The following is a 24,717-nucleotide window of genomic DNA, read 5'->3' on the forward strand; positions in this document are numbered from 1 at the left end:
AAAAAGATGTACTCAACCTTTCATGGGTTAGAAATCGGAAAAAGAGCGATTTTTTCCCAACAAACTGGACTTAGTGTAACAGGACATAACATTGCCAACGCAAACACGAAGGGATACACGCGGCAAGAAGCTGTATTGCAGGCGGGTATTCCACTAGCCTCACCGAATCCAAATAATGGAACGATTCCGATGCAAATGGGTACAGGTGTAGAGGTATCGGAGTTTCGAAGGATTCGGGAGTCTTATTTAGACCGCCAATTTCAGAATGAGCAGAAAGAGGCCGGATATTGGGAAGCAAAGGCAAGTGCGCTTTCTAACATAGAAAATGTCTTTAACGAACTAGGAGATTCTGGTCTAACCAGTTCGCTAAATCGTTTTTGGCAAGGACTGCAGGAGCTTTCCAAGCAATCGGAAAATCTATCGGCCCGCGTGGTCGTGGTTGCAAACGGGAAGGAAGTGGCAGGTCAACTCAATGAAATCTATACGGGCATTGAACAAAACCAAAATTTCCTGGCCGATCAACTTACAGGTAAGACCAATGAAATCAATACCATCGCCAATGAGGTGGCAGGTTTGAATTTAAAGATTGCTCAAAACATTGGCAGCGGCAATCAGCCTAATGATTTGAAGGACCGACGAGATGTGCTGCTGGATCAACTCTCAAAGCTAGTCGATATCCAAGTAACGCCTGCTCAAAATGGCAGAGTGGATGTTTCAATTGGCGGTGAAAAGCTGGTAGAGGGGAACAATGCCAACACATTTACATTGGACCTGGAAACTGGCGGGGCCAACATCGCTGGTACGGATATTGCAATAGCAGGCGGGGAAATTAAGGGATTGCTCGAAACCCATGGGTACACGGTAAACGGAACAAGCTTTGGAACCATCCCTGATTTACGAGTGAAAATTGACTTATTGGCGAAGACCATCGCAGACAGCATAAACGCCATTCATGCAGGAGATAATGCGAGGAATTTAGATGATATCCAAGCAAGAAGTACAGATCCGAATGCACCTTTAGAAAAACTTCTGTTTTTTGTTGATAAAGATGATCCAACCAAGCCCCCTAAAAATGCGGGGAGTATGATGATTAACCCGTTGCTGGTAGAATTTCCATCGAAGGTAGCAGCTGCTTCTTCGGATACGATTGGGGATGGATCGAATGCGAAAGCGATGAGTGAGGCTCTCTTTCAAAAAATGAATATTGGCGGAACAGATGCCACCATCGGTGATTTTTACAAGGGGATTATCGGCCAACTAGGGACTGATGTTCAAACTGCCCAGCAGTCCGCTGAAAATGCTGTTCAGATGGTGCAGCAGGTGGACAATCGCCGACAATCAGTAGCTGGTGTATCGATTGATGAAGAATTGACGAACATGGTTCGCTATCAGCAGGCTTACAATGCGGCTGCCCGCTATGTGTCAGCAGTGAACGACCTGTTAAATACATTGATTAACGGAATGAAGTAACCATAATGATTCATGGCATGAAAGGGGGAGAACGATGCGCGTTACGCAGCAGATGATTAGCCAACAATTTATCCAAAGTCTCCATCGCAGTAACAAATCAATGGAGACACTTCATGGGCAGATTTCTTCTGGAAAGAAGTACGAAAGGATCTCGGACCAGCCAGGTGAAGTCTTGAAGGGATTATCTTATCGTTCCTCATTGTCGCAAATTGAGCAGTATCAAAGAAATGTCGAAGATGGCATCAGTTGGAGTTCAGCAATGGACGGTGAGCTTGGGAATGTTACGAATGTACTGCACCGCATTCGTGAGCTCACGCTTCAAGCAAGCAATGACACGAATAATCCGAGCGATAGGAAAAATACCGCTGTGGAAGTACGCTCGCTCATTGATCAGGTAGGGAAAATTGCGAATACAGCTTATGGAAGCGGCTATCTTTTTTCAGGGACTGACTTGAATACGCAGCCCTATCAAAATGGGGCTTTGCAACCGAGCAATCCAATCGTGAAAGAGTGGAATGTTGGTCAGGGACTTAGTGTGAAAGGGAATGTCCATGCAGCATCTGTGTTTGGATTCTCTGTAGACGGTAAAAACTTGTTCGAAACCATTGACGCGGTGGCAGAAACATTAGAGAACGGTGAAAATCCAGAGGCGCTCTTGAATTCGATTGAACAACAATTGGATCATGTGATTACACAGCGAACCGTGGTAGGCATTAATCAAAATATGCTCGAGCTGGCGTCCAATAAATTGGAGCAATCAGAGCTATTACATAAAAAGATGCAATCAACAGTCGAAGATACGGATATTTCAAAAGCATTCTTGGAACTATCCGCTCAAGAAACATTGCTGCAAGCATCACTATCTGCAGGAGGAAAAATCCTTCAGCAGAGCCTAGCTGATTTTTTAAGATAAAAATAAATCAATGTTTCCCCATCTTAGCATTAAGGTGGGGATGTTTTGAATGAGGGGATTGTATGAAGGAAATAGCAGCAGTTGCGTTAATTATCCTAGTTTCCTCTATTATATATTTAACCAATAGTAATAGAAAAAAGAGGCAAAGGACTGTGCAAAAAGAGGTGAAGCCGCCTAACAGAAGGGATAACTTTCGTTTTCGAACTAATATTAAAAATACGCTTATGGAAGTCTTAAAGATTGGGAGTTTGGATGTTAACGAATATTTCTACTGTGAAATTGTTGATGTTAGTGCAGGCGGAGTAGGGATTCTGAGTGAATACGACTTTCCATTAAGGGAAAAGGTTTACGTAAAAATAAATTTTTATTTAGATAATGAGGAATTCATGTTAAACGGAAGAATTGTACGCAAAACTGAAAACATCAAAAAGCGTGCTGTATTGTACGGTATCCAGTTTGTTGATCTTTCGACGTATGATGAAAACCGCTTGTTGAAAACAATCTTCGCCATGGAAAACCAACGTAGGAAAATCGATATAAAATAGATTTCGATATTAAGCCAGGCAACCGCCTGGCTATTTTCTTTTATAAAATCAGCCAAGAAGAATTTTATAAAAGATTTTCGTTTCCCCCTCTACAGGTTCAAAAATCCTGTCGATACATAAAAACAGAGAGGGAAAATATTCCTCAAAAATAGGAGGGTACATAAAATGAGAATTAACACAAACGTAGCAGCACTTAACACACATCGTCAGTTAACAGCTGGTTCAAATGCAGCAGCGAAAAACATGGAAAGATTGTCTTCAGGTCTTCGTATTAACCGTGCAAGTGATGACGCAGCAGGTCTAGCAATCTCTGAAAAAATGCGTGGACAAATTCGCGGATTAGAAGTAGCTCAAAAGAACGCACAAAACGGTGTTTCTTTACTTCAAACAGCTGAAGGTGCTTTAAATGAAACACATTCCATTTTACAGCGTATGCGTGAACTAGCAGTCCAATCTGCCAACGATACAAACACATCATCTGACCGTGTAAAACTTCAAGCTGAGATCGACACATTAGCTGAAGAAGTAAGCCGTATCGGTTCTTCTGCAGAGTTTAATGGAAAGAAACTTTTAAACGGTTCATTTGACGGTACATTCCAAATTGGTGCCAACCAGGATCAGAATATGAGCCTTAAGATTGGGGATTCACAATCATACAGCCTAGGTGTTGCGGGTAGTGTAGGAATTGAACAATCTAGCACTGTTACTGCTGGTACAACAACAAAAGGTGATACACTAAAGGCAGGAACTTACAGTGTTTCTGATAATGGCGGGGTTTATGAAGTTAAGGATGAAAACGGTAAGGTCGTAGCTTCAAGTACAACTGGCTTAGTGTTTACGACAAAAGCGTTTGATGGCGCAGCCGGAGATGACACATTTACTTTTAAACAATCTGTAACATCCGGGACATTAAGCTTTGATGGAACAACAGTTACAGCGAAAGCTTCATTTACTAATAGCGGTCTTGAAGCAGGAACATACACATACCAAGCAAGTGATAATGTTCTTTTAGATGCACATGGGGAAGTAGTAGCGCGTTCAGGTGATGGTGTTAAATTCATGGGATCTGACGGTACCCAAGTTTTTGCAGCAACAGTAGGATTAACAAATGGCGATACGCTTAAAGTTGGTGGAGCAGACATCTCTACTCAAGCCGCAGCTAACACATCAATCACTGCGATTAACACAGCGATTGAGACTGTTGCAGCTGAGCGTTCAAAAATGGGTGCGGTTCAAAACCGACTTGAATTTACAAATAACAGCTTAAGCACGACTGCTGAGAACTTAACATCTGCAGAATCGCGTATTCGTGATGTTGATATGGCGAAAGAAATGATGACATTCACAAAGAATAATATTCTTTCTCAGGCAGCTCAAGCAATGCTTGCTCAAGCTAACCAACAGCCGCAGGCAGTACTTCAATTACTTCGTTAACAAATAATAAAAAGAGATTTAAGGCGTCTTAAATCTCTTTTTTTGATAAAAATATTTTACTTGTCATATAAAGGAGGGTTTATCTTGAAAAGAATGAGAAAGCTTCCAGCAATAATTAGTTTATTGCTATTTATCCAATTGTTACTTCCTGTTATGGGAGTTTATGCTTCAAGTTTGCAGGCACCAACAAATGTAAAGGTTTATGAACGTTATCCAGGTAGTGTTGTCATCGAGTGGAACGCAGTACCTTACAGCTCTGCATATAAAGTTTATCGAATTAATGGTGACACTAAAACGTTAGATTCACAAGTTAAAAGCAACGCGGCTTATGTAAACTTACCTGAGGGAACCTATACATTTGCTGTATCTGCAATCGTTTCTGGACAAGAATCGCCAATCTCTTCACCAGTATCGATAACGATTATGTATCCAGACATGCAAGCCCCAACTAATTTACAAGCCTCTGTACAAAGTTTTTACGATTTAACCTTAAGTTGGGACAGTAGTGCATATGTTCATTATTATAAAATCTATCAGATAATTAATGGTACAAGAAAATTAGTAACAACAACAGATAGGACTTCTTTTAAATTTAATACCTTGCCTGAAGGTCATTATGTGTATGAAATATCATCTTATAATAGTATCTTTGGTGAATCAGAGCTTGTAGCACGTGTTGAAGCAGATATTATTTATCCTGAGGTACAGGCCCCAAGTAACCTTGCTTATAAAATAACAAACGGAAGTGATGTTACATTAAGCTGGTATCAGGCAACATATGCTAATAAATACAATATTTATAAAGTTGAGGGAGACCAGAGGAAACTAGTAACTTCTACAACTAATTTAAGTGCAACACTTACAAAAGTAACAGAGGGAAAACAACGATATGAAGTGACTGCCTACAGCTATACATTTGGTGAATCAAAAAATGCTGCTGTTGTTGAGTTTGATGTCCTTCATCCAGACATGCAAGCCCCAGGAAATCTGTCTTTAGCGATATCTAATGGTAATGATGGAATGTTAACCTGGAGTGAGGTAGATTATACAAATTATTATAAGGTATATCAGGTTATAGACGGGTCGAGAGTTCTTCTAAGGGAGACAGCTTTTCCTCAACTAAGTTTTACAAACATGGAAGAAGGTAACTATATTTATGAGGTGACCTCTTATAGTGACCGGTTCGGTGAGTCACCCGCAGCCCATCTTGAACAACAGGTTGTTCATCCTAAGATGCAAAAGCCAGAAGGATTTAAGGCTTCAATACTATATGTAAATTCTGTTTATTTACAATGGAATAAAGCTGAATATGCAACATCTTATAAGCTTTACCAGGTTATCAATGGAGAAAGAAAGTTCATTTCAGATATCACAAACACATATACTGTCGTAGAAAACTTACCCGAAGGAAACTATGTTTATGAAATTACATCGTATAGTGACCGATTTGGTGAATCAATCGAGGGTTCAAGTGTAGAAGTGTCCATTGTTTATCCTGAAATTCAAGCACCTGAAAACTTGCAGGCAGTTGTAAATCAGGATGTCAATTCTATTGCATTATGGTGGGACGAAGTTGAATATGCCTCTTCATATAACGTCTATCAAGTAGTTGATGGGGAACGTATCTTGCTCGAAACGACAATAAATACACGCACATTATTTAAAGAAAAGCCTGTAGGTAAATATGTTTATGAAGTTACTGCAAATAGCAAGTATGGTGTATCTCCTGCCTCGAATCAGGCAACTGCATATGTTGAACCAGAACTAGAAGCACCAACAACACCAGATGCGGCTATAAAAGGCAATGATGCTGTTCTTAGCTGGGATCCAGTTAAGGATGCGAATGCCTATAATGTGTATGAAGAAGTAAATGGGGAACGAGTTCTTGTTGGAAGTACGAGTGATCCTGAATTATCATTACCAGGCTTAGAATCAGGTGAACACACGTATGTTATTGTACCAGTTTCAGAATCAGGAAAAGAATCCAGCTCGTCAAGCACTATAGTTGTCGAAGTTGGTGAAAAGGATATTACTGCACCTGTAACAGAATCAAATGTAGTTGATAAGTGGAATCGAGAGGCTGTATCAGTGGAGTTAACCGCTACAGATGATGTAAGTGGAGTAGCAAATACCTACTATTCTTTAAATGGTACTGATTTTGTTGAAGGTACTAGCTTTATAGTTAGTGATGTTGGTGTGTCTACCATTTCATTTTACAGTGTGGATCATGCAGGTAATGTAGAAGAAGTGAAGACGGTTGATGTGAAAATTGACGAAGCACCTCCAGTAACGACTTCAAATGTTACCGATCAATGGTTAAACCAGTCCTATCTGTTAAAGCTTACTGCAACCGATGATTTAAGTGGAGTTAAAGAAACATATTACTCTATTAATGGTGAAGAATATGTTAAAGGTACAACCATTTTTGTAAGTGATTCAGGAGTGAATACAGTTTCCTTCTTAAGCGTGGATAACGCTGGCAATGTAGAAGAAGTGAAAACAGTAGAAGTGAAAATTGATAATGAGGCACCAGAGACCGTTTCAAATGTAGTTGATGGTTGGAATCAAGGAGAAGTGTCTGTTGAATTAACAGCAACCGATGATTTAAGTGGAGTTGCAAATACCTTCTATTCTATTAACGGATCAGAATTCGTGGAAGGAACAACATTTACTGTTACGGAAGAAGGCGTCAATGAAGTATCTTTCTACAGTGTGGATAACGCAGGGAATGTAGAAGAGACAAAAACAGTAGAAGTAAAAATCGATACTGAGGCACCCGAAACTGTATCGAATGTTACCGACAAGTGGAATCAAGGGGAAGCAGCGGTAGAATTAACAGCAACGGACGCACTTAGTGGTGTAGCAAAAACCTTCTATTCTGTTAACGGCTCAGAATTCGTAGAAGGAACAACATTTACGATTACAGATGAAGGATTAAATGAAGTATCGTTCTACAGCGTTGACAACGCAGGGAATGTAGAAGAAGCAAAAACAGTAGAAGTGAAAATCGATACTATGGCACCGGAAACTGTTTCGAATGTTGCCAACCAGTGGAACAAAGGAGAAGTAGCAGTCGAATTAACAGCAACGGATGCACTTAGCGGTGTAGCGAAAACCTTCTATTCTATTAATGGCACAGAATTTGTAGAAGGAACAATGTTTACCGTTACTGAAGAGGGTATAAATGAGGTTTCGTTCTACAGCGTTGACAACGCAGGTAATGTAGAAGAAGTGAAAACAGTAGAAGTGGAAATCGATACTAAGGCACCTGATACTGTTTCAAATGTTACTGACGAGTGGAATAAAGGTGAAGTAGCAGTCGAATTAACAGCAACGGATGCACTTAGTGGTGTAGCAAAAACTTTCTATTCTATTAACGGCTCAGAATTCTTAGAAGGCACAGCGTTTACGGTTACAGAAGAAGGTGTAAATAAAGTAACCTTCTACAGCGTAGATAACGCTGGTAATGTAGAAAAAGTTAAAACAGTAGAAGTGAAAATTGATAAAACTGCACCAACTGTTTCTTTCGACATCGCTGCAGAACAGGAGCTTGGTTCTACTTTTACATTGGATTACCTTGCTGCCGATAACCTTTCAGGGATAGCGGTTGAAGACGTAACGGTAAACGGTAAGTCCTATCAAAAAGGCGACCAAGTTACGCTTAGTGAACCAGGTGCATATAAGCTTGTTGTTACAGTAACCGATGCAGCAGGATGGACAACGCAAGTAGAAAAAGAATTCCTTGTGTATATTCCTGCAACTCTTGAGGTACTACCGAAAGTGATTAAAGGAAACAAAGGAGTCTTTACTGTAAAAGCAATCTTACCGGAAAGCTTTGAATCTCTCTCTTTTGATGTATCTAGCTTTACATTAAACGGTGTAGCAGCTGATCCAAAAAATAATGGATTGCAAAAACAAGCGGAAAAAGGCCATTTCAAATTCGAACGAGAAGACTTTGATTGGAAAAAAGGCGAAGTTACCCTTGTATTACGTGGTTATTTAGAAAATGGCACTTTAATCATTGCCAAGAAAACTGTAGAAGTAAAATAACATGATGGCCCTAGGACTCCTAGGGCCATTTTTGTATAGTAAATTGTTTTGCTTTGATGAGATAGCGTTTAAAAATATATCAGGAAAAATCCCAAAATATCAGGAAATCCTCATTTTTTTACAAAAACCCCTCTATTCTTCTGAAAAACCTGCCGATACTACATAAGAGAATATATTTATGAGAGGTGATTAGTAGTGAATTATTCCTCTATCACAAGGTTAACAGGGTTTGCTTCAGGAATGGACACAGACTCTATTGTTAAAAAGCTGATGAATGCTGAAAGTATCTCGCTTAATAAACTGAAACAAAACCAACAAAAGCAAACATGGTTAAGTGATTCCTATCGGCAATGGAATGCAGATTTGTTAGCGTTTCGGTCGAATACGATTTTAAATATGAGTCTATCAAAAACGTATAATACGTACGATGTTTCTTCTAGCCAAGAGAACGCCGTATCAGCGACTGCTTCAGGCACATCCTTATCAGGTACGTATTCTGTTGAAGTAAAACAATTGGCCAGTTCAGCGGTCTTTACTGGGGATAAAGTAAGTTTAGATCCAACCAAGACGCTTGGGAATTCCGTCCAAGGTGCGGCCCAATTAACAGCCGATACATCGATAACAATTAATGTCAACAATGATCCGGGAAAAACGGCGACTATCGCTATTAAAACAACAGACTCCATCAACGATGTCGTGGCAAAAATAAATGGTGCAAAAGACAGTACGGGGAAAAGCTTAGGACTGCAAGCTTTTTATGATCCAACCTTACAACAGTTTACGTTAAAGACAAAGGAAACTGGCGCCGCTGCCAAAATTGATCTGAGTATGAATACAAGTGCGGAAGGTCAGGCATTTTTAAACAATACACTGGGCCTAAACACAGCAAACTTAGTTGCTTCTGGTCAAAATGCCAATGTCATATTTAATGGCAATGAGATTACAACGTTAACATCCAATAATGCAACTATCATGGGGATAAATTTTTCCTTTAAAAGCCCAACCAACGGGGCAAGTACCGTTACTGTCTCGCAAAACTCGGACGGGGTTATAAAGAATGTGAAAGATTTTGTTGATCAATATAATAGCATGCTAGATAAGATGAATAAATCCATCGCTGAACCTGTCTATAGGGATTACCAGCCTCTTTTAGAAGAGCAAAAAGGTGAAATGTCGGAGAAACAGATTGAAATGTGGGAAGAAAAAGCGAAAAGTGGTCTCCTTCGCAGTGATCGTATTCTCTCCGGGATGCTTACGAAAATGCGCAGTGTGATGACTTCTATTGTTGATAATGGCAGTTCCTACAACTCACTTTCGTCAATTGGGATTTCATCTAGAAGCTATCAGGACAAAGGGAAGCTTTATGTGGATGAAACAAAATTAAGAGAGGCCATTCAAGCAGATCCTGACGCAGTTGAAAAACTATTTTCCCAACTTGGGGATGCAAGTAAAGGAACAAGTGGTGTCATCAATCAACTTTCCGAGACTTTACAGGCCGGGATTAAAGAATTGACCAATAAAGCTGGTTTCACCGGGAATAATCAGTATGATCAAAGTGTTATTGGGAAGTTATTGTCGAATACGCAGACGGATATTGCCCGCCAAACCGAGAAGTTGCAGCGTAAAGAAGCACAATATTATCGCCAATTTGCGGCAATGGAGCAAGCAATGTCACGTTTTAATTCACAAAGTTCTTGGTTATATCAGCAAACGGGCGGAGGTATGTAGTCTATGAATATTGGATCTTTGTCTAATAATTGGCTGCTTCACAAAACAATCTTAGATACTTCTCGCCTCGGGCAAAGTAATCTTCCTAATCAATCAGGTCTAACAAATAATCCCTTCGAGCAATTACTGGAACAAGTGTTGCTGCAAACTCAGTTGAATCATAAATCAACTAGCAATCTAGATATCTCGTCTCTACTAACTAGTTTGAATTCGTTGGTCCCTCAGACTGGAGCAGGAGTTCCACAAAGTGAATCTCTTTCTTCTAAAACGACTGGCAGCGAAAATCTTAATGCCCATCTAAAGGGAGTTTTGCACAATACCGGTCACTTTTTTCAAGAGGCTGGTAAAAAATATAACATTGATCCTGCTCTTCTAGCGGCTATCTCCATCCATGAAACGGGTAACGGGTCTTCAAACGCGGCTCGCTTTAAATTTAATGTGGCAGGGATGATGGGGAAAAACGGATTAAAAACTTATCCATCCATTGAAGAAAGCATTTTTGATATGGCTCGAAACCTCCGTCAAAACTATTTAGATAAAGGGAAATTAACCATCGCTCAAATAGGGGCCAAGTATGCACCAATTGGAGCAGCCAATGACCCCACTCAACTTAATAATCACTGGGTAACAGGTGTTCAGCGCTACTTTGATACCTTAACAACAGGGAGTAATTATGCTTAATGGGTATCTCTTAAACAAAGGAAAGTGAGTAGGTGGCAGAACGTGATCCAGCTTTCAGGAATACAAATGAAAAGCATTAATCAAACCGGCAAAAAGGCAGCGAGTGAGGGAGAACAGGCTGCTGGTTTTGAGGCTTTGTTACAACTTATTGGTCAAGTCCAAGAACAGCAAAAGGAAGAAGATACGGTGCCTTTTGGATTTATTAACCCATTGGTACAATCTGCCTCTTTGCAGCAAAATGCATTAACGGATCCTATTCTCCATCAAGTGGGAGAAGGGATGGAAAAATGGTCGATAGAGGTGCAGGCACAAGTTGAGCCAAACATAGAGAATGGCAAACAAACATCAGAAAATCTCCTTTTCCAATCAAACATAAAAAAACTGGTGACAGTTGAAGGACAAACAGGTGAAGTACAACCGGAAGCTGCAACCATCTTTCAAGAGTCAGTAACAGGTGACTTAGTTAAAGAAACAGGGATAGTCACTAATGAGGATTTCCATCAAAAAGAATTACCTGATGTGAACCAAACAGGCAGGAATTCTACAGTGGATGCCTTGACCACGTTTCATTCAACACTGACGAACCAACCGGTCGTTTCCAATGAGAAGGCAGTCCCTGCACAAACTGTACAAGCTAACCAATTTGATCAAGAAATAACGAAGTTTTTACAATCTTCGATACATGTAACAGGATTGGAAGATGGAATCGAGGCTGCGTTTACCCTGGCGCCAAAGCATTTAGGTAAGGTCGATGTCAAGGTTACCATTCAGGAAGGGCAAGTAACGGCTGAATTCCTTACCTCCACTCCTTTAGGGAAGGATTTACTAGAAACACATGTTCAGACATTACGGTCTGCTTTAGAAACACAGGGGCTGCATGTCGCAAAAATCGATATCTCCCAACAGAACATAAACTCTAATTTCATGGGAGCATTCTCACAAAAGGGAGATTCAAATGCAAGACATGGACAGCAAGATTCACGTAAGCGTAACGATCAACAATTAATCCAAACCCAAGATGAATATCGAGATTATACGATTGAAACAGGATGGGTTTCTAAAATAAATACCACGGCTTAAGGGAGGAGCACCATTGACTTCAATCAATACGATCAATTCCTACTCAGCACAAAAAACCAGCACCCAGCCAAAGCAGGAAATGGGAAAAGAAGCATTTTTGAAAATATTAGTTACGCAGCTTCAAAACCAAGACCCAACGCAGCCGCAGAAAGACGGAGAATTCGTGGCACAAATGGCACAGTTAAGCGTATTAGAACAGCTCTCCAACCTGAATAACTCGCTTACAGCCTATTTGGAATCCAGCAATAATTTAAGTCAATATTCTTATGTACTCGGAAATAAAGTCACATGGACAAACCCAGAAACCAATGTACAAGAGAGCGGAACGGTTACCGGGATTAATTATAAAAATAACCAAGTTTACTATAAAATTGGCGATCAAGAAATAGTATCAAGTTCAATACATTCAATGGAAATGAATCAATAAGAGGAGGAACAAAAACATGCTTCGTTCATTAAATTCAGGGGTATCCGGACTAAAAGGTTTTCAAACAAAATTGGATGTCATTGGGAACAATATTGCGAACGTTAATACAGTAGGTTTTAAAAAAGGCCGTGTCGTATTTGAAGATATTTTCAGTCAGACGATTAAAGGGGCAACGGGTCCAACGCAAACTGCAGGAGCGAACCCAGCGCCACTCTCAGGCGGGACAAATCCGATTCAGGTGGGCTTAGGAACAAGAGTTGGCAGCATTGATACTCTTCACACACCTGGAAGTCCAACAACTACGAATATAGGCACAGACCTTTACCTTGATGGTGATGCATTTTTTGTAGTCGAAAATGCCTCACAGAAGCAGTTCTTAACAAGAGCTGGGAATTTCACATTAGACAGCAGTAATAATTTGGTCAATCAGAATGGTATGTTTGTAGTCGGCCAAGATGGCGGAAAAATTACCATCCCAGATCAATACATTACGTTTTCCATTGATGCGAATGGCAGCATTATTGGTGTTAACCCGGATGGAACAAGTGAAGATACCGGTTTGAAAATTGGAACTATAGCAGTTGACAATCCAAAGGGGTTATTGAAAGCCGGTGGTTCGTTGTATTCTTTAACACCAAATGCTGATTCAGCCTCGATTGCAACGCTGCTCACGGAAGGAAGTAATGCACAAGTTATCGCAGGCGCACTCGAAATGTCAAACGTTGATTTATCCGAAGAACTAACTGAAATGATTACCGCCCAGCGTGGATTCCAAGCGAATTCTAAAATAATTACAGTTTCCGATCAAATATTAGAAGAATTGGTAAATTTAAAACGATAATAGATAAAGAGAGAGAATATCATTCGGGATATTTCTCTCTTTTTTTACATATTTTTCAATTTATATAGTGTATTTTGTTAAATTTTCGTAAACATTCGATTATATCCGTCATTTTATGGGGGTATTCTACAAAATATAATTGAAAATTAATAGTTGTAATGTTATGCTTTTTTTGTAATAAATTTAAAAAATTGAAAAAGGCAAACCTGAGGAAACTCAGCGACGCAAAGCTATAGGGGCTAAATTGTAATAACAGTAAGCCAGCCAGTTGCCGAAATATAGATTGTCCTAATCTATTAGTTTATTTAGCTATGGACGAGACTATTCTTCGGAGTAGTCTCGTCTTTTTTTGTTGGTCTTTTTTTACAGTGGAAGGGATTGTGTGATCGAATGGACTATCGTGTGTCAAATTCCCCAATTGGAAGTAACCCTGCAAATTTGAAAGTATATGATTTTAAAAAGGCATTGCGGTTATCGATGGATCAGGTACGGGTACTGACGAGAATCCATGAAAACTTTGCTTACCAGCTTGCATCCTTTATTTCATCTGAGTTACGTTCGTTTGTCCAAGTAGAGGTTACGACAGTTGAGCAAATGCTGTATGAAGAGTTTATTAACCAGCTGCCGGACACTACGATATTAAGTGTGTTTGAATCAGGTGAACAAGGAATCCGAATGGCGATGGACTTAAATCCTGAAATGGCTTTTGTGATGATTGATCGACTTTTAGGCGGGAAAGGAACAGCAGAGGAATGGGGACGTTCTACCTTAACTCCGATTGAAACCAATGTTTTAAAGCGTCTATTAGAGGGAGTCGTTCAAATCCTGCAAAAAGCTTGGAGTGATATTATGGTGCTCCCGATCAAGTTTTTGAACATGGAAACCAATCCCCAGTTTTTGCAATTGGGTATCCCAACGGAAACAGTCATCGTCATCACATTCCAACTAACAGTTGGAAAAGTGGAAGAAACGATACATCTTTGTATTCCATACATATTGTTAGAGCCGTTTATTCCTAAGTTATCCTCCCATAATTGGTACGGACATGGAAAATGGGTAAAAAATAAGGAAGAAAGTGAATTTTTACAAGGACAGATTGAGCATTTAATGGTTCCGGTTATTACGGAATTAGGGCGGGCGACGATTACGATGGAAGAAATCCTTGGTTTAAACGTCGATGATGTCATTCAATTAAACCAATTGGTGGATGAGCCTCTGAAAGTAAATGTAAATGAAGAATTGAAGTTCTTAGCACATCCAGGAACGAAGAAGTCGAGAGTTGCCGTTAAAATTGAGCACTTGATAGAAGGGGAAGGCAAAAATGGTTGAAAAGGGGAAACTCACACAAGATGAAATGGAAGCACTTCTCGGCAGCAGCCAACAGAGTGCAGCCAATGAACACTTTCAGTTTACAGAGCTAGAGTCGGATGATTTTGGGCAAAACGCAAATGAAAAAATGAATTTGGACCTTCTGCTAGATATTCCCTTAGAAATCGTTGTGGAGTTGGGAAGAACAAAAAAAAGAATTAGCGAAGTTCTTGAATTAACCAGTGGGTCGATTGTCGAATTGGACAAGATGGCTGGAGAACCAGTTGATGTGTATGTGAATAACAAGTTGATTGCAAAAGGCGAAGTTGTGGTGATTGAAGAGCACTTCGGAGTTAGAATTAAGGAAATTTGCCAATCTCCTTTATGACAGTCATTAGGGTGAGGGGAAAATGATAGAGGAAAAAGAAACACAGTTGAGGCAATATTTTGAGCTCTCGAAGGCGATATTGAGTGCATTACAACTCGGGGAAGAGGAAAAGGTCCCCCTTTTAATCGAGCAGCGGGAAATCTGTATTTCTGCTATTAATAGGTTAGATAATCAAGCAGGAATGGTTCTTAGCAATGAACGCATTCAAGTACAGCTTAGAGAACTTACTACGCTAGAGAAAGAAATTCAAATCCAAATGCAAAAGACAATGAAAAAACTATCGAATCGTGTACGTCACGCACAAAATGAACAATATCTTAGAAGTCAATATGATGATCGGATCACCGTTTCAAAGGGTGTATTTTATGACAGTAAGAAGTAAGGGGGATCTGACAAATGATCAATCCAAATGAAGTCTACCAACGAAATCAAATCATGATGGCAAAACCAGAAGAGCTTACACTTATGCTTTATAATGGCGGCGTGAAGTTTCTGAATCAGGCAAAGCTGGCGATTGAGAAAAAAGATCCAGCGAAGGCACATTCTTTGATTATGAAAACCCAGGATATTATCACGGAACTCATGGTGACGTTAAACATGGAAATTGAAACATCCAACTCTCTTTTTTCGCTCTATGATTATATGAAACAGAGATTGATTGAGGCAAATATGTCAAAAGACATTGAGATTCTTAAGGAAATAGAGGGAATGTTTCAGGAATTAAAAACAACTTGGACACAGGCAATGAAATCATTATAGTTTAGCAGATTGAAAAAAGTGGGTGAGAAGATGAATCAGATGATTGGAATTATGTCGAGAGCGTTAGATGCGTCCTCTTTGCGTCAAAAGTCCATTTCAAATAATATCGCCAATGTAAATACCCCTTATTTTAAACCTACGAAGGTATCCTTTGAACAATTGCTTCAGCAAGAAGTAAAGAGCCAGTTTATTGGGAACCGCACGAATGCCAAGCATGTCCCGATTGGAGAATCGTCTCCACTCCCTACTCCTAAGCTTGAGCAGGAAAATACCGTTTTCCAAAACAGCGGTAATGGTGTGGATTTGGATTATGAAATGACGAAGCTGAGTGAAAATACCATTTGGTATCAATCGTTAACGTATGGGGTAAATGAGGAATTTAATTTATTAAAAACAGCGATTAGGGCGAGGTGATGAGAGAAATGTCAATATTTCAATCGCTTTCGATTAGCGGATCAGCCTTAACAGCGAATCGGTTAAAGTTAGATGTCGTTTCCTCGAATATTGCGAATGCGAACACGACAAGAGGACAAATGGTGGACGGAGAATGGGTTCCATATCGCAGAAAAATGGTAGAAGTGACGGCAAATCAGAATTCTTCATTTGACAATTATCTAGAGAAAGAACTCTCAGGCATCCAAGTTAATAAAATCGTTGAAGATACAAGTCCATTTCAGGCAGTTTATGATCCCGCAAACCCTGACAGCAATGAGCAAGGTTATGTGATGATGCCGAATGTAGATGTTACAAAGGAAATGGTTGATTTAATGGCTGCATCAAGAGCCTATGAAGCAAATGTAACCGCGTTTAATGCAGGAAAATCGATGCTGGTAAAAGCTCTCGAGATTGGAAGATAAGGTGGAAAAAGATAATGAACATATCAAGTATTCAAGCGTTTACGGGATTGTTACCAACCATTCATAAGCCTCAAAGCACGGCAGATTCCTCTTTTGGATCTGTGCTGAATCAGTATATACAAGACGCCAATGGTGCCGTGAAAGATTTTGAATCCAAGTCTTTATCGCTGGCCAAAGGGGAAGCTGTTAATTTACATGATGTTACCATTGCGGCACAAAAGGCTAGTATTGCCGTTTCGTTAACGACACAAGTACGAGACAAAGCAGTGGAAGCCTATCAAGAAATGATGAGAATGCAAATCTAGTAAAATCTTAGATGAAATCGTGGAGTGAGCATGAATCAACAAATACGTGACTTTAAAGAAAAGTACATAGATTTTTGGAATTCAGTCAGTAGAAAAAGAAAGTTTCTATTTATTGGTATTTTTATCGCCATCATTGTGGCTTTGTCTCTCTCTATCTTTTTTCTATCCAGATCTACTTATGTCCCATTATTCACTTCGGAGATGAGTCAAAAGGAAATTGGCGATATCAAAGCAGAACTAGATCAAGAAGGCTTTACCGATTATAAACTGGATCGTAATGGGACAACGATTTTGGTGCCAAAGGAAGATGTTGATCAATTATTAGTTTCATTGGCGGCCAAAGGTCTTCCTGAAACAGGTACTATCAGTTTTTTTGATATGACAAAGGATTTGCAATTCGGGGCCACGGACCGCCAGTTAGATGCAATGGAAAAAGAGGCGCTTCAAGGGGAGGTGGCTGATCTTCTGCGGCATGTTGAAGGAGTAAAAAATGCTGCTGTTGTCATCACAACCCCACAGGAAAGCTTGTTTGTCCAACCCGATGAGAAGGAGCAGGCTTCAGCTTCTGCAGTCATTGAACTGGAGCCAGGATATCAATTGAAACCACAGGAAATTGAGGTTTTATATCATTTGGTTTCAAAAAGTGTGCCGAACCTGCCTAAAGAAAACATTGTGATGACGGACCAGAGCGGGCAAGGATTGGGTCTGCCAGAACAATTGACGGGTGCATTAGATAATTATGAGCAGCAACGGAAGATACAAAAAGATATTGAAGCAGATATTCAAAAAGACCTGCAGCAAATGCTTGGAACGGTCATTGGTCAAAACAAAGTCCTCGTTCAAGCCTTTGTACGTTTAAATTTTGATCAAGTGAAGAAGCGGGAGGATTTAGTACAACCAGCAGCAGGAAATGCAGAAAATGAAGGCATTGCTGTCAGTGTAGAGGAGATTTCGAAAAACTACAGTGGAAAAGATACGACTTCCGGTGTGGATGGAACGGGAGAAAGTGATATTGCCGGATATGCAGGTACAAATCCATCTCAAGAAAACACTTCAGAAGAAGTAGAAAAACGTGTGAACTATGAAGTCAATCGTATCACAAATGAAATTGTACAAAGTCCATATAAAATTGAAGATTTGACGATCAATGTCGGTGTTGAACCGCCAAATCCGGAGAATCCTGCATCCTTAACACAGGAAACAAAGGATAGTATCCAACAAATTCTTTCAAATGTCGTTCGAACCGCACTAAGCTCAAATGACGCTTTAACCGATCAAGATGTCCAATCACGAATTACCGTATTCTCTCAGGAATTTAACGGAAAAGCAGAACTGCCGAAACTAGAGGAAGAAGCAAGTATCCTTCCAGCATGGGCTTGGTGGAAGTATGCTCTTATTGGTGCAGGTGGATTGATTTTAGTCATTGTTCTAATGGCTTTACTGCGCCGGCGAAAATCAAAAGAGGAAGAGGACGATCCCTTTCCTGTGTTTCAAGAAGCACCGGTTAAGACTGTTGAGTTGAAGGAAGATGAAAAAGTGGCCATTAAAAAACAAGTCGAACAAATGGCAATGCAACAGCCTGAAGAATTTGTGGGACTGATGCGAAATTGGCTTTCAAGGGATTAGGGTTAAGGGAGCGATTAAATGGAACAGTATACAAACACTCAAAAGGCAGCAATATTATTGCTTTCAGTCGGACCCGATGTCTCTGCGGGAATCATGAAACATTTAAAAGAAAGTGAAATAGAGAGTATCACAAAGGAAATTACCGAATTGCGCAGGGTTACCTCTGATGTAAAAGAGAGAGTAATAAGGGAATTCCATCAACTGGCCGTTGACTCCAATATCGTTTCGTATGGGGGAATTGATACAGCTACCGAATTATTAAAACGTACTTTTGGTCCGGATAAAGCTGCAGGTTTTCTTAAACGGATGGGCAATCGGACGAATAACAGACCGTTTCAGTTTATCCAGCAGGTCGAGCAATCACAAATCTTTCATTTACTCCAATATGAAAATGCTCAAACCGTTGCACTGGTTTTATCCTACTTAGATGCAGAAAAGGCTGCAGCTACACTTTCCGTCTTTCCACCAGAGAGACAAATTGAAATTGCCAAGCGGATTGCCATGATGGATACAGCCTCACCAGAGATTATCCATCAAGTAGAACAGGTTTTACAAGAAAAATTAACGATGACAAGCTCTCAAAAGCACGAAGCACAAAAAGGGATTGATAGTATTGTCAGTATTCTAAGCAGTGTGGACCGCGGGACGGAAAAAAATATTCTTGAAACATTGGAAAACGAGGACCCTGAATTAGCCAATGAAATTAAACAACGAATGTTTGTGTTTGATGATATTGCGTATCTCGATAATCGCTCGATTCAGCGAGTGTTAATGGATGTTCAAAATCAGGACCTCTATCTGGCGTTAAGAATGACCACCCAAGGAGTAAAAGATGCGATTTACCGGAACATTTCAAAACGTCGTGAAGAGGGACTTGAAGAACTGTTGAACGCAAACGAGCAAGTTCGTGTGAAAGATGTAGAGGATGCACAGGGCAGAATTGTAACGGTCATTCGTAAATTAGAGGAAGACGGTGTCATCATCATTTCTCGAAATGGGGAAGAGAATCGTGTCATCTAGACTGTTAAAATCATTTAACGTTGTCGCAAAAAATGAACAAAAAGTTGTTGGTTTGCCCGCGCGAGATCCAATGCTTGTGGATGTAATGCCTAAGCCGCCATTTGTTGAGCTTCAGAAAGAACAACTGCTGTTGGAATTGGCACAGCAAAAGGAAAGAGCGCAACAAGAATTAAACGAGTGGCGAACAAGGGAAGAAGAAAGTTTTCGTGCACAGTTGGAAGAGGAAAAACGTCGCGGGTATGAAGAAGGTTATCAGCTGGGGATTGAGGACGGCGTTCAGCATGCGAAGGAACAATATCAAATTCATCTGCAAAAGGCAGCTGACTTATTAGCAGAAGCGTATCAAGAAAAAGCTTCGATTATTCAAGAAGCAGAACCGTTTGTTATTGAATTAACAATGGAAATTGCCAAAAAGGTTTTACAGCAGGAATTGAAAACACAGCCTGATAGCTTAATCCATATTATTAAACAAACACTAGCAACTGTTTACGAAACGGAGTCCATTTCAATCGGTGTCACTCCAGAAGATTTCTCATTTGTCCAAAGGCAAAGAGAGCAATTGCTCGCCATGAACAACGGCCGGGTCGAGATCAAGGTTTTCCCTGATTATTCCATTGAACAGGGAGGATGTATTATTCGAACCTCCTCCGGCAGTGTCGACGCTAGAATTGATGTACAGCTAAGTGAGATCAAAAAAGTGCTGCTAGCTTATCAACAGGAGGATGCTCGTGAGTAAATGGGATGTTAAACCCTATCTTGATTTGCTAGAAACAATCAATCCTATCAAAATGAACGGCAAGGTAACACAGGTAATTGGGTTAACGATCGAATCTCATGGACCTGATGTGAAGTTGGGGGATATCTGTCATATCTTTTCCCCCCAGCAGCAGAAACCCATTAAAGCAGAAGTGGTTGGATTTCGCAATCATAAGGTGTTATTGATGCCGCTTGGAGAACTTCAATCCATTGCACCTGGCTGTGATGTTGTATCAACGGGAAAACCGTTAACCGTTAAGGTAGGAATGGACCTTCTAGGTAAAGTGCTGGATGGGCTCGGCAATCCGATGGATGGAAGCAACCTGCCAGCCGGTCTCCTGGAGACGGGGACGGATAATCTCCCGCCCAATCCCTTAACCAGACCGAGGATCACAGAGCCATTGAGTGTAGGTGTTCGAACCATTGACGGGCTGTTAACAGTTGGAAAGGGACAAAGAGTAGGGGTCTTTGCCGGAAGCGGTGTGGGGAAAAGTACCCTTCTAGGTATGATTGCCAGGAACACTGAAGCGGATGTCAATGTCATCGGCTTAATTGGTGAGCGCGGCCGGGAAGTATTGGATTTCATTGAGCGGGACTTAGGTGAGGAAGGGTTGAAAAAGTCCGTAGTTGTCGCAGCCACTTCTGATCAGCCTGCGCTGATTCGCATTAAGGGAGCGATGATTGCCACTGCCATTGCAGAATTTTTCCGTGACCAAGGGATGAATGTTAATTTAATGCTCGATTCTGTCACGCGTTATGCAATGGCGCAAAGGGAAATCGGTTTGGCAATTGGTGAACCTCCGGCAACGAAAGGGTACACTCCCTCCGTGTTTGCTTTGCTGCCGCGTTTATTGGAGAGAGCGGGAACAAATGCAAATGGCAGTATTACAGCCTTTTATACCGTATTGGTAGATGGCGATGATATGAATGAGCCGATAGCTGATACGGTACGCGGAATCTTGGACGGTCATATTGTTTTAGACCGGAACCTTGCTCGTAAAGGAGTTTATCCGGCAATAGATGTTTTATCGAGTGTAAGCAGGGTGATGAGTGAAATTGTGACGCGTGAACATTTACAAGCAGCGGAGATCCTAAAGCAGCATAAAAGTGTTTATCAAAATGCAGAGGATTTAATTCAAATTGGGGCTTATAAGAGGGGAACGGACCGGGAAATTGACCGGGCTGTGGATGTAAAAGAATGGATTGATCAATTTGTGAAGCAAGGGACAAATGAATCCCCATCGATAGATACAACCATTAATCAACTGCTAACTAAATTTGGGGAGGATGGACAACTGTGACCTTTCATTTTCCATATATTCATATTTTAAACCTTAAAGAAAAGGAAAAAGAGCAAGCATTACTAGAGTTAGGACAGATTGGGATGAAAAAGGAAGCAATTATGGGAGAGCTTCGGTCCTTGGAACAAAGAAGAACTCTTATTTTACAACAGACAGAAATAGGTAGTGGGACTGCTTCCATTGCTGAAATTCAACAACGAAATGAGTATCTCACCTATTTAAACCAGCAGATATCTAAGTTAGAAGCGCAGATTGATTTGATTGATAAAGAAATGGCTGATAAAAAAATAGATCTGTTAGATAAGCAAAAGGATGAAAAAACATGGAGTCATTTGCGGGATAAAGCGTTTGAGAAGTATGTTCAAAAACAGAAAAAAATCGAGCAGGATCTGATGGATGAAATGGCTGCAATCCGCCATTTTCATCAACGTCTATCCATGTAGAACCTTCTCTTGAAAGGAGCTGGCATACGTGAAAGAACAAAAGAGCGGATCCTTTGGAGCAGTTCAGTCCGTGCAGTTTTCCCCTCTTCCGGACCAGGTCCCTGCCGCTGCAGGAAAAAAACAAATACAGGTATTAACGGATGTATCTCTTCAAGTCTCTTTTGAACTGGGGAGAACTAAAATGAGTGTCCGCGAAATTCTTCAGCTGCAAAAGGGTTCGGTTATTGGCTTAAATAAATTAGCAGGAGAATATGTGGATGTGCTCGTTAATAAACATTCGATTGCTGTCGGCGAGGTAGTGGTAATGGATGATAAATTTGCTATCCGGATTACAGATGTAATCTCTGATCAGGAAAAAGAGAAAAAAATTAAGTAATGAGGGACAGTCTAGTGTGTACATGGAAAAAATGGATAAGAATACTTACGATTAGTCTGCTAGTTTCTCTTTTCCCATTATCGGTCGCAGAAGCAAAAGAGGGAACGGTGTATGAACAATTCGAAAAGGAAACACCGGTAAATCAAACGGAAACAAAAGCAAGTCCCGAACCCGTAAAGGCATCAGTGATCCCTTATGCGTTAAAATTTATCGGATCTTTCCTATTAATCTTGTTGCTTCTTTTTATCGTATTAAAATATTTATCTAAAAAAACAAAGATGTACGCTGGAGGGGGTCCGTTCCATGCAATAGGCGGGCATTCACTCGGTAACAACCGATCCATACAAATGGTGATGGTGGGGGATACCTTATACCTATTAGGAGTGGGAGAAGATGTGAATCTCATTCGAACCATCCCGCCGGGGGAAGAACAAAGAAGGCTGCTTGAATCACTTGCGGACAAACCAATTGATTCGGTAACAAAATGGGGCAGTCAACTTAAAAAGACCTCACAGGAAAAGTGGGATGAATTTCTCTTAAAGCAATTAAAAGAAGCAAAATCAGATTCTCATCAGCCAAATAAGGAGGAAAATCGATGAAAAAACCACTACTCCTTACCTTTTTCCTCTTATTTGTAGGACAAGATTCTGTTTTTGCTGCAATGGATATAACCTCCATGCCAGGGATTCATTTCGATATGGGAGGCTCAGAGGATGTAGAAGGGACAGCATTATCGATTCAGTTAATCCTCCTTCTTACGATTCTATCGGTTGCACCTAGCATTCTATTATTAATGACGTCGTTTACGAGGATTGCGATTGTTCTATCGTTTGTTCGGACTGCACTCGGCACACAGCAAATGCCTCCGACTCAAATCATCATGGGACTTAGTATCATTTTAACCTTTTTTGTTATGGGACCCACTTTTCAAGAAGTGAATCATCAGGCACTTCAGCCCTTTCTAGAAGGAAAGTTGAGTCAAGAAGAGGCCTTGGATGAAGCTGTTTCGCCTATGAAGGAATTTATGGCAAAGCAAACACGTGAACGAGATCTACAGCTTTTTTTAGAATACAGAAACACGAAAACAATCGAATCGATTGAAGATATTCCACTAACGGCTTTGGTTCCAGCCTTTGCGATTAGTGAACTGAAAATAGCTTTCCAAATGGGCTTTTTAATCTTTATCCCATTTATTATCATCGACATGATTGTCGCCAGTGTTCTGATGGCAATGGGAATGATGATGGTGCCGCCTTCACTTATTTCACTGCCGTTTAAAATTCTCCTGTTTATTTTAGTAGATGGATGGAACTTGGTCGTACAATCTTTGTTCGTAAGCTTTAAGTAAGGAGTAACGTTATGACACCAGACAGCATTATGGGGCTTGCTCAAAGCTCGATCTATTTAACCATCCTCGTTTTGGCCCCCGTTTTAGGTGTAGCCTTGGCGGTAGGATTAATAATTAGTATTTTTCAAGCGATTACGCAGATCCAAGAACAGACACTAGCGTTTGCCCCCAAAATCATTGCTGTTTTTGTCAGTTTGTTGTTTTTTGGTCCTTGGATGCTCACTAAACTTGTCGATTACACGCGGGATATCTTATCAAATTTGACCCGTTTCATAGGGTAATTCTATGAGTATCTTAAATTTAGTTCCGATATTCTTGTTAGTGTTTGTTCGGTTAACAAGTTTCTTTGTCACCGCACCGTTATGGATGGAAAGGCAAATTCCCGCCCCATTTAAATGGGGGAGTGCTTTTTTTATAAGTTTGCTAGTGGTTGGCTTGATTCAGCCTGAACAGATGATTGAGATGGATTCTACTTTTATTCTTCTTATTTTAAAAGAAGTCCTGGTAGGTCTATGCTTAGGTTTTTTTACAAATCTGTTGTTGTATGCGGTTCAGCTTGCTGGTAGTTTTATTGACTTGCAGAGTGGTTTTGCAATGGCGACAATGTTTAATCCGCAAACCGGAATCCAAGAGAATCTCACAGGAAGATTCTTCTATATCATTGCGATTTTATTTTTTTTGTCCATAGACGGTCATCATCTTCTAATGCGAGGGGTGTTGGCCAGTTACGAGTGGATTCCAATTGATTCCTGGCTGCCTGGGGGTGTTTCGGAAAATCTCGTCCACTTATCACTATTGATTGTGAAGGATATGTTTTGGATTGCGCTATTAATTGCTGCCCCCGTTGTTACAACCATCTTTTTAGTGGATATTGCATTAGGAATCCTAGCCAAGACGGTACCGCAAATGAATCTATTTGTAGTCGGAATCCCAATTAAAATGGCTGTTCACTTTATCGTTTTATTTGTATTTATTCCAGTCTTTTTAATGGTGATGGAAAAGTTGATTCAGACAATGATTCACTCCTTCGAACAAATGTTAAAGATATTAGGAGCATAAAC

The 24,717-nt window shown here is 40.4% G+C and carries 26 protein-coding genes, 1 pseudogene and 1 riboswitch; all 27 genes and pseudogenes read left to right on the forward strand.

Annotated features, from left to right (window positions below):
• Positions 1–6 precede the first annotated feature (6 nt).
• The 27 genes and pseudogenes from flgK to fliR all read left to right on the forward strand — a co-directional run bounded on the left by flgK (position 7) and on the right by fliR (position 24,715).
• On the forward strand, positions 7–1,470 hold the full coding sequence (flgK, locus tag ACN6MT_RS07990; RefSeq protein WP_419955437.1) for a flagellar hook-associated protein FlgK: 1,464 nt from the start codon (positions 7–9) through the stop codon (positions 1,468–1,470).
• A gap of 34 nt (positions 1,471–1,504) precedes the next feature.
• Positions 1,505–2,383, forward strand: a complete 879-nt coding sequence (gene flgL, locus ACN6MT_RS07995; protein ID WP_419955438.1) for a flagellar hook-associated protein FlgL — start codon at positions 1,505–1,507, stop codon at positions 2,381–2,383.
• A gap of 62 nt (positions 2,384–2,445) precedes the next feature.
• Positions 2,446–2,928, forward strand: coding sequence for a PilZ domain-containing protein (locus ACN6MT_RS08000; RefSeq protein WP_419955439.1), 483 nt, complete (start codon positions 2,446–2,448; stop codon positions 2,926–2,928).
• Positions 2,929–3,093: 165 nt separating this feature from the next.
• Entirely contained in the window at positions 3,094–4,362 is a 1,269-nt protein-coding gene (locus ACN6MT_RS08005; RefSeq protein ID WP_419955440.1) for a flagellin, read from the forward strand.
• 93 nt (positions 4,363–4,455) lie between these two features.
• Positions 4,456–8,412, forward strand: a complete 3,957-nt coding sequence (locus ACN6MT_RS08010) for an OmpL47-type beta-barrel domain-containing protein (protein WP_419956408.1) — start codon at positions 4,456–4,458, stop codon at positions 8,410–8,412.
• Positions 8,413–8,607: 195 nt separating this feature from the next.
• Positions 8,608–10,140 carry a flagellar filament capping protein FliD gene (gene fliD, locus ACN6MT_RS08015; protein ID WP_419955441.1) on the forward strand — a complete coding sequence of 511 codons (1,533 nt, stop codon included), beginning with the start codon at positions 8,608–8,610 and terminating at the stop codon, positions 10,138–10,140.
• A 3-nt stretch (positions 10,141–10,143) separates the two neighbouring features.
• Positions 10,144–10,821: a glucosaminidase domain-containing protein gene (locus tag ACN6MT_RS08020; protein WP_419955442.1), complete on the forward strand. Its 678-nt coding sequence runs from the start codon at positions 10,144–10,146 to the stop codon at positions 10,819–10,821.
• Positions 10,822–10,863: 42 nt separating this feature from the next.
• Positions 10,864–11,901, forward strand: coding sequence for a flagellar hook-length control protein FliK (locus ACN6MT_RS08025; RefSeq protein WP_419955443.1), 1,038 nt, complete (start codon positions 10,864–10,866; stop codon positions 11,899–11,901).
• 13 nt (positions 11,902–11,914) lie between these two features.
• Positions 11,915–12,328, forward strand: a complete 414-nt coding sequence (locus ACN6MT_RS08030; RefSeq protein WP_419955444.1) for a flagellar hook capping FlgD N-terminal domain-containing protein — start codon at positions 11,915–11,917, stop codon at positions 12,326–12,328.
• A gap of 16 nt (positions 12,329–12,344) precedes the next feature.
• Positions 12,345–13,169, forward strand: a complete 825-nt coding sequence (locus tag ACN6MT_RS08035) for a flagellar hook-basal body complex protein (protein WP_419955445.1) — start codon at positions 12,345–12,347, stop codon at positions 13,167–13,169.
• Between the two features lie 189 nt (positions 13,170–13,358).
• Positions 13,359–13,445: riboswitch (cyclic di-GMP riboswitch) on the forward strand.
• A 114-nt stretch (positions 13,446–13,559) separates the two neighbouring features.
• On the forward strand, positions 13,560–14,498 hold the full coding sequence (gene fliM / locus ACN6MT_RS08040; RefSeq protein ID WP_419955446.1) for a flagellar motor switch protein FliM: 939 nt from the start codon (positions 13,560–13,562) through the stop codon (positions 14,496–14,498).
• Between the two features lie 121 nt (positions 14,499–14,619).
• Positions 14,620–14,865: pseudogene (fliN, locus tag ACN6MT_RS08045) on the forward strand (flagellar motor switch protein FliN); the annotation flags it as partial.
• Positions 14,866–14,887: 22 nt separating this feature from the next.
• A complete protein-coding gene (locus tag ACN6MT_RS08050) occupies positions 14,888–15,247 on the forward strand; it encodes a hypothetical protein (protein WP_419955447.1) in 360 nt (119 codons plus the stop codon).
• 14 nt (positions 15,248–15,261) lie between these two features.
• Positions 15,262–15,624 carry a flagellar export chaperone FliS gene (gene fliS, locus ACN6MT_RS08055; protein WP_419955448.1) on the forward strand — a complete coding sequence of 121 codons (363 nt, stop codon included), beginning with the start codon at positions 15,262–15,264 and terminating at the stop codon, positions 15,622–15,624.
• Positions 15,625–15,654: 30 nt separating this feature from the next.
• On the forward strand, positions 15,655–16,038 hold the full coding sequence (gene flgB, locus ACN6MT_RS08060) for a flagellar basal body rod protein FlgB (protein WP_034672498.1): 384 nt from the start codon (positions 15,655–15,657) through the stop codon (positions 16,036–16,038).
• Between the two features lie 8 nt (positions 16,039–16,046).
• Positions 16,047–16,481, forward strand: coding sequence for a flagellar basal body rod protein FlgC (gene flgC, locus ACN6MT_RS08065; protein ID WP_419955449.1), 435 nt, complete (start codon positions 16,047–16,049; stop codon positions 16,479–16,481).
• 14 nt (positions 16,482–16,495) lie between these two features.
• Positions 16,496–16,786 carry a flagellar hook-basal body complex protein FliE gene (gene fliE, locus ACN6MT_RS08070; RefSeq protein WP_419955450.1) on the forward strand — a complete coding sequence of 97 codons (291 nt, stop codon included), beginning with the start codon at positions 16,496–16,498 and terminating at the stop codon, positions 16,784–16,786.
• A 30-nt stretch (positions 16,787–16,816) separates the two neighbouring features.
• A complete protein-coding gene (gene fliF / locus ACN6MT_RS08075; protein WP_419955451.1) occupies positions 16,817–18,412 on the forward strand; it encodes a flagellar basal-body MS-ring/collar protein FliF in 1,596 nt (531 codons plus the stop codon).
• An 18-nt stretch (positions 18,413–18,430) separates the two neighbouring features.
• Positions 18,431–19,432: a flagellar motor switch protein FliG gene (gene fliG, locus ACN6MT_RS08080; protein ID WP_419955452.1), complete on the forward strand. Its 1,002-nt coding sequence runs from the start codon at positions 18,431–18,433 to the stop codon at positions 19,430–19,432.
• Positions 19,422–20,168, forward strand: a complete 747-nt coding sequence (locus ACN6MT_RS08085; protein ID WP_419955453.1) for a FliH/SctL family protein — start codon at positions 19,422–19,424, stop codon at positions 20,166–20,168. The genes fliG and ACN6MT_RS08085 overlap by 11 nt, the downstream gene beginning before the upstream one ends.
• Positions 20,155–21,489, forward strand: a complete 1,335-nt coding sequence (gene fliI, locus ACN6MT_RS08090; RefSeq protein ID WP_419955454.1) for a flagellar protein export ATPase FliI — start codon at positions 20,155–20,157, stop codon at positions 21,487–21,489. Before ACN6MT_RS08085 ends, fliI begins: the two co-directional genes overlap by 14 nt.
• Positions 21,486–21,932 carry a flagellar export protein FliJ gene (fliJ, locus tag ACN6MT_RS08095; RefSeq protein WP_034672481.1) on the forward strand — a complete coding sequence of 149 codons (447 nt, stop codon included), beginning with the start codon at positions 21,486–21,488 and terminating at the stop codon, positions 21,930–21,932. The genes fliI and fliJ overlap by 4 nt, the downstream gene beginning before the upstream one ends.
• A gap of 28 nt (positions 21,933–21,960) precedes the next feature.
• On the forward strand, positions 21,961–22,308 hold the full coding sequence (gene fliN / locus ACN6MT_RS08100) for a flagellar motor switch protein FliN (RefSeq protein ID WP_419955455.1): 348 nt from the start codon (positions 21,961–21,963) through the stop codon (positions 22,306–22,308).
• Between the two features lie 14 nt (positions 22,309–22,322).
• Complete coding sequence (locus tag ACN6MT_RS08105; protein ID WP_419955456.1) at positions 22,323–22,907, forward strand: flagellar biosynthetic protein FliO; 585 nt, start codon at positions 22,323–22,325, stop codon at positions 22,905–22,907.
• Positions 22,904–23,656, forward strand: a complete 753-nt coding sequence (gene fliP / locus ACN6MT_RS08110; protein ID WP_419955457.1) for a flagellar type III secretion system pore protein FliP — start codon at positions 22,904–22,906, stop codon at positions 23,654–23,656. The genes ACN6MT_RS08105 and fliP overlap by 4 nt, the downstream gene beginning before the upstream one ends.
• Positions 23,657–23,667: 11 nt before the next feature.
• Positions 23,668–23,937 carry a flagellar biosynthesis protein FliQ gene (gene fliQ, locus ACN6MT_RS08115; protein ID WP_063254220.1) on the forward strand — a complete coding sequence of 90 codons (270 nt, stop codon included), beginning with the start codon at positions 23,668–23,670 and terminating at the stop codon, positions 23,935–23,937.
• A 4-nt stretch (positions 23,938–23,941) separates the two neighbouring features.
• Positions 23,942–24,715, forward strand: coding sequence for a flagellar biosynthetic protein FliR (fliR, locus tag ACN6MT_RS08120; RefSeq protein ID WP_419955458.1), 774 nt, complete (start codon positions 23,942–23,944; stop codon positions 24,713–24,715).
• The last annotated feature ends 2 nt before the right edge of the window (positions 24,716–24,717 follow it).

Source organism: Neobacillus niacini (assembly GCF_048572935.1).
Lineage (GTDB): Bacteria > Bacillota > Bacilli > Bacillales > Cytobacillaceae > Neobacillus > Neobacillus niacini.